The organism is Ramlibacter sp., from assembly GCF_035706265.1.
In the GTDB taxonomy this organism is placed as follows: domain Bacteria; phylum Pseudomonadota; class Gammaproteobacteria; order Burkholderiales; family Burkholderiaceae_C; genus Ramlibacter.
This window is the reverse complement of sequence record NZ_DASSVG010000287.1, coordinates 1-5,327: the sequence shown is the minus strand read 5'-3', so window position 1 is coordinate 5,327 and position 5,327 is coordinate 1. Positions and strand designations below refer to the sequence as shown.

Below are 5,327 nucleotides of genomic sequence, written 5' to 3'. Positions count from 1 at the left end.
CACGACCTGGAAGGTGCGCGTCATGCCGCGGCGCGCATTCAGGTGCGGCGGCGCGCCGGTGATCTCCTCGCCGTCGAAGGCGATGGAGCCCGCGTCGGGCCGCAGGAAACCCGAGGCGAGCGCGAACAGGGTGGTCTTGCCGGCGCCGTTGGGCCCGATCAGCGCGGCGAGCGAGCCGGCCGGCAGCTCCAGCGAGACCTCCTGCACCGCGGCCAGCCCGCCGAAGGACTTCGACACGCCTTGCAGCCGCAGCAGCGCGCTAGCCATGCACCTGCTCCTGCGGCGGCGCGGCGGTTGGCGCCGTCGCCGGCCGCGCGCCCGCCCACAGGTGGCGCACGGAGTGGCCGAGCCCCAGCAGCCCGCGCGGCGCGAACATCACGATCAGGATCAGCACCGCGCCGTAGATGATCATGTTGATGCCCGGCAGCGAGCCGAACAGGTTGCGCGTGAGGTCGGCCAGCAGGTGTAGCGCGACGGCGCCGATCACCGGCCCCCACAAGGTGCCCAGCCCGCCGACGATGGCGGCGACCAGCGCCTCCACCGAGGTGTGCGGCCCGTAGGCGATGCCCGGGTCGATGTACTGGAACACCTGCACGTAGAAGGCACCGGCCGCGCCCATCAGCGCACCGGAGAGCCCGATCGCACCCAGCTTCACCCGGAACGGATCGACGCCCACCGCGCGCGCCGCATCCTCGTTGTCGCGCACCGCCTGCAACCAGGCGCCGAAGCGCGAATGGCGCAGCCAGCTCGTCACCAGCAGCCCGGCGACGACCAGCGCCAGCGCCAGCGCGACGTAGCCGCGCCGGTCGGCGAACTGCATGTTGGCGGCCCCTTCCTTCAACGGCACCATGAGGCCGACCCCGGCGCCGGTGAAAGGCACCGACAGCGAGAGGATGCGGAACACCTCCGCGAAGGCGAGCGTCACCAGCGCGAAGTAGGAGCCCCTGAGCCCGTAGCGGAAGGAGAGGGCGCCGAAGAACAGGCCCACCAGCGCCGCCGCCGCGATCGCCAGCGGCAGCGCGATCCACGGGTTGAGCCCCGCCTGCACCTGCGCGATGGCCTGCACGTAGGCGCCGGTGCCGAAGAAGAGCGCATGGCCGAACGAGAACTGGCCGCCGTAGCCCCCCAGCAGGTTCCAGGCGATCGCCATCAGCGCGCCGTAGAGGGCCATCATGGCCAGGTTCAGCACCACGCCGGAGCGGGCGGTCAGCGCCAGCAGCAGCACCGCCGCGGCGAAGACCGCGATCTGCAGCAAGTCCCTGCGGGCGCTCATGCCTTCGCCCCGAACAGCCCCTGCGGCCGGAACAGCAGCACGGCGATGAACAGCAGGAAGATCCCGATCTGCCCCAGCGACTCGCCGAACCAGAGCCCGCCGAGCGATTCGACCACGCCCACCAGCAGGCCGCCGGCCAATGCCCCGGCGAAGCTGCCCATGCCGCCCAGCACCACGATGGTGAAGGCCACGAGCACGAAGCCGTTGCCGACCTGCGGGTTGACGTAGTAGGCCGGCAGCAGGAAGCAGGCCGCCGCGCCCAGGCAGGCAAGGCCGATGCCGAAGCTCATGGCATATACGTGGTCGACGTCGATGCCCACCAGTCGCGCGCCGTGCTTCTCCTTCGCCACGGCGCGGATCGCGCGCCCGAGGTCCGTGCGCCGCACGATCCAGAGCAGGACCGCCGACGCCACCAGCGCCCCGAAGAAGGCCACCACCTTGGGTACCGCGATGGCGGCCGGCCCGATCGCCACCGTCGCCAGCGTGTAGGGCGTGTCGATGGTGCGCGTGTCCGACTTGAAGGCGAGCAGCGCGACGTTCTCCAGCACGATGGCCAGGCCCAGCGTGACCAGCAGGATGTTCTCGTCCTTGCCGTGGCTCGCGCGGTTGACGATGCCGCGCTGGATCGCATAACCGGCCACGAACATCACTGCCACCATCGGCAGCAGCGCGAGATAGGGATCGAGCCCGAGCGACTGCTTGAGGAAGTACACGCCGTACAGCGCCATCATCAGTGCCGCCCCGTGCGCGAAGTTGATGATGTGCAGCACCCCGTAGATCAGCGTCAGGCCCAGCGCCACCAGCGCGTACACCGCGCCGGTGGTGAGGCCGTTGAGGACGGCCGCGAACAGGATGCCGGGCTCGAACACGCGGCCTCCGCTGCCGGCCGCCTCAGAGCTGCTTGAGCGGGAACACCGGCTCGGCCTGGCGGTACTCGCGCGGCACGATCACCTTGATGTCGCCCGAGAGCACCTGCGTCATGAGCGGCTGCGCGCCGGTGTTCTGGCCGTTGACGAACTTCGTCGGCCCGTAGGGCAGGAAGTGGTCGGAGAAGGTGCTGGTCTCGAGCGCGTTGATGATGGCGGCGCGGTCGGTCGACCTGGCGCGCTCCACCGCATCGGCCAGCAGGCGCATCGCCGTGTAGGTGAGGAAGACCTCGTAGCTGTAGAACAGGTTCTTCGCCTCGGTGCGCTTCTTCAGCTCGAAGCTGCGCTTGTCCTTGGGGTTGAACCAGTGGTTGCAGTCGATGATGCCGTTGGCCGCCTGCGGGAATTCCTTGACGAACTTGTAGCTCGAGGCCGCGCCGCCCAGCACCGAGTAGATCGCCTTGGGGCGCACGTTCTGCTGCTGCATCGTGCGCACCAGCAGGGCGTATTCGTTGTAGTAGTTGGCGGGGATGACGATGTCGGGGTTGACCGCCTTCATCCGCAGCACGATGTTGTTGAAGTCGCGCGTCGGGTTGGCGTGCTTGATCACCTCCTTGACCTCGTAGCCGTAGCCGGGCAGCTCGCGCGCCAGCAGGTTGGCCGTGCCGGTGCCGAAGAGGGATTCCTCGTGGATGATCATCACCGTCCTGGCCGGCTTGCCGGCGGCGGTGTTGAGCACGTGCAGGTTGGCCAGCGCGATGTCGGCGCACTTCTTGTAGCCGGGCGCGAAGCGGAAAGTATTCTTCAGGCCGCGCTCGACGATCTGGTCTGCCACGCCGACGTCCACCACGTGCGGCAGGCCGTGCTTGGCCGCGGCCTGGGTGGTGGCCAGGCAGATCGCCGAGGCGTAGGCGCCGACCACCGCGCTCACGCCGGCCTCGTTCATCTTCTCGATCTCGGCCGAGCCCGCGGCGGGCGTGGACTGGGCGTCGCCCAGCAGCGCCTCGATCTTCGCGCCGCCCAGCGCCTTGATGCCGCCGGCCTTGTTGATGTCGTCAATGGCCATCAGCGCGCCCTCGCGGCACTGCTGGCCGGAGTACGCCAGCGCCCCGGTCACGGGGTGCAGCACGCCGATGCGCACCGGCTTCGGCTGGGCGCCGCCCACCAGCGGGAACGCGAGCGCCGAGGCGGCGGCGCCGGTCTGCGCCACGAAGCGGCGCCGGTCAAGGGAAGCTGCGGTCATGCTCGTTCTCCTTCGAAGGTTGGACCCCCGTCGCGGGCGCGACGACGTACGCCGTCGCGCGAACGCGACCGTAGGCTGGTGCTGACCGCGCGCAAATGCGCGCCGGAAGCCCAGCGCTTTGCTGCGCTCGATGCTGGCCGGGCTTTGCAAGGCTCCCCCGGCCTACGAAACCGAATACCCCCCATCCACCGGGATCGCAGCCCCGGTGACGAAATCGCTGGCGGCACTGGCCAGGAACACCGCGATGCCCGCCAGGTCCTGCGGCGTGCCCCAGCGCCCGGCCGGCGTGCGCGCCAGCACCCGCTCGTTGAGCCCCGCCACCTGCGCCCGGGCGCCGACCGTGAGCTCGGTGTCGATCCATCCCGGCAGCACCGCGTTGACCTGGATGCCGTCCCTGGCCCAGGCGATCGCCAACGATTTGGTGAGCTGCACGATCCCGCCCTTGCTCGCGCAGTAGGCCGGCGCGTAGGGCGCGCCGAAGATCGAGAGGATCGAGGCGATGTTGATGATCTTGCCGCGGCCCGCCTTCAGCATCAGGGAATGCGCGGAGCGGGCGCAGAGGAACACGCTGGTGAGGTTGACGTCCATCACGCCGTTCCACTCGTCCAGGCTCAAATCCTGCGGCGGCTTGCGCACCGTGCTGCCCGCGTTGTTGACCAGGATGTCCAGCCGGCCGTGGCGCTCCTGCACCTGGGCGAACAGGCGCTGCACGGCCGCTTCGTCCGTCACATCGCAGGCCAGCGCCTCGGCGCGCACGCCCAGCGACTGCAGTTCGCGCAACGCCGCCGCGGATTTCTCCGCGTTGCGGCCCGCCACGATCACCGTGGCCCCGGCCTGGCCCAGGCCCCGCGCCATCCCCAGGCCGATGCCACCATTTCCGCCCGTGACCAGGGCGATCTTGTCGGTCAGGTCGAACATGCGCTCAAGCATAATTCCGCCACCATGCGCCAGATCGTCCTCGACACCGAAACCACGGGTTTGTCCGCAGAAGCCGGCGACCGGATCATCGAGATCGGCTGCGTCGAGCTCTTCGCCCGCAAGCTGACGGGCAACAACAAGCACTGGTACCTGAACCCCGAGCGCGACTCGCACGAGGACGCCCTGAAGGTCCACGGCATCAGCAACGAATTCCTGCGCGACAAGCCCAAGTTCGCCGCCGTTGTCGACGAATTGCTGGAGTACGTGGATGGCGCCGAGATCATCATCCACAACGCCGCCTTCGACATCGGCTTCCTGAACAAGGAGCTGGAGCTGCTCGGGCGCCCCCCGTTCACCGGCCACGTGGCCCGCGTGATCGACAGCCTGGCCATGGCCAAGGAGATGTTCCCCGGCAAGCGCAACAGCCTGGACGCCCTGTGCGACCGGCTGGAGGTGGACAACTCCGGCCGCACCCTGCACGGCGCCTTGCTGGACGCGGAGCTGCTGGCCGACGTCTACATCAACATGACGCGCGGCCAGGACGCCCTCCTGATCGACGAAGTGGATGCCGGCGTGCCGGGCGCCATCCTCACGCGGGTGGACCTGCGCCAGTTCACTCTGCCGGTCCTGCTCGCGAGCGAGCAGGAGGCGGCCGCCCACGAGGAAGTCCTGAAGCAGTTGGACAAGGCCAGCGGCGGCAAGACAGTCTGGCGTCAGCTCGCGATTGCGGCTGTGGCATAATCTGAGGCTTGCCACACGGCAATGGGTGATTAGCTCAGCGGTAGAGCACTGCCTTCACACGGCAGGGGTCACATGTTCGATCCATGTATCACCCACCAAAATTCTCCAATGAAATCAGGCACTTAGCGGAAACGCCAAGTGCCTTTTTCATTTCGGTACGGAGAAAGTACGGAAAAGCGGGGTGCTGCTCATATCGGCGCAGATGCGCAAGGTGTGCTGGCGCGCAGTGGGCTCTTGTCAGCCGGTGCGAAGCTTGTCAGTTTGTGCCCATCGATCTGAAGCAGCG

The 5,327-nt window shown here is 68.5% G+C and carries 6 protein-coding genes and 1 tRNA gene; 2 read left to right on the top strand and 5 right to left on the bottom strand.

Going from position 1 to position 5,327, the window contains the following annotated elements:
- From VFM98_RS10555 to VFM98_RS10535, 5 genes are all read right to left on the bottom strand, one after another.
- On the bottom strand, positions 1 to 267 hold a 267-nt coding region (locus VFM98_RS10555), incomplete at its 3' end, for an ATP-binding cassette domain-containing protein (RefSeq protein WP_325109880.1).
- Positions 260 to 1,273, bottom strand: a complete 1,014-nt coding sequence (locus tag VFM98_RS10550; protein WP_325109879.1) for a branched-chain amino acid ABC transporter permease — start codon at positions 1,271 to 1,273, stop codon at positions 260 to 262. The genes VFM98_RS10550 and VFM98_RS10555, both read right to left, overlap by 8 nt.
- The gene (locus VFM98_RS10545; RefSeq protein ID WP_325109878.1) at positions 1,270 to 2,142 is read right to left on the bottom strand and encodes a branched-chain amino acid ABC transporter permease; all 873 of its coding nucleotides are present in this window, start codon (positions 2,140 to 2,142) and stop codon (positions 1,270 to 1,272) included. The genes VFM98_RS10550 and VFM98_RS10545 overlap by 4 nt, the downstream gene beginning before the upstream one ends.
- A 22-nt stretch (positions 2,143 to 2,164) precedes the next feature.
- A complete protein-coding gene (locus VFM98_RS10540) occupies positions 2,165 to 3,382 on the bottom strand; it encodes an ABC transporter substrate-binding protein (protein WP_325109877.1) in 1,218 nt (405 codons plus the stop codon).
- A 162-nt stretch (positions 3,383 to 3,544) separates the two neighbouring features.
- A complete protein-coding gene (locus VFM98_RS10535) occupies positions 3,545 to 4,300 on the bottom strand; it encodes a glucose 1-dehydrogenase (RefSeq protein WP_325109876.1) in 756 nt (251 codons plus the stop codon).
- A gap of 24 nt (positions 4,301 to 4,324) precedes the next feature.
- On the opposite strand from VFM98_RS10535, the gene dnaQ reads away from it, so the two are divergent.
- Together dnaQ and VFM98_RS10525 are read left to right on the top strand one after the other, a co-directional pair.
- On the top strand, positions 4,325 to 5,041 hold the full coding sequence (gene dnaQ / locus VFM98_RS10530; protein ID WP_325109875.1) for a DNA polymerase III subunit epsilon: 717 nt from the start codon (positions 4,325 to 4,327) through the stop codon (positions 5,039 to 5,041).
- Positions 5,042 to 5,064: 23 nt separating this feature from the next.
- A tRNA-Val gene (locus VFM98_RS10525) sits at positions 5,065 to 5,139 on the top strand.
- Positions 5,140 to 5,327: the final 188 nt, after the last annotated feature.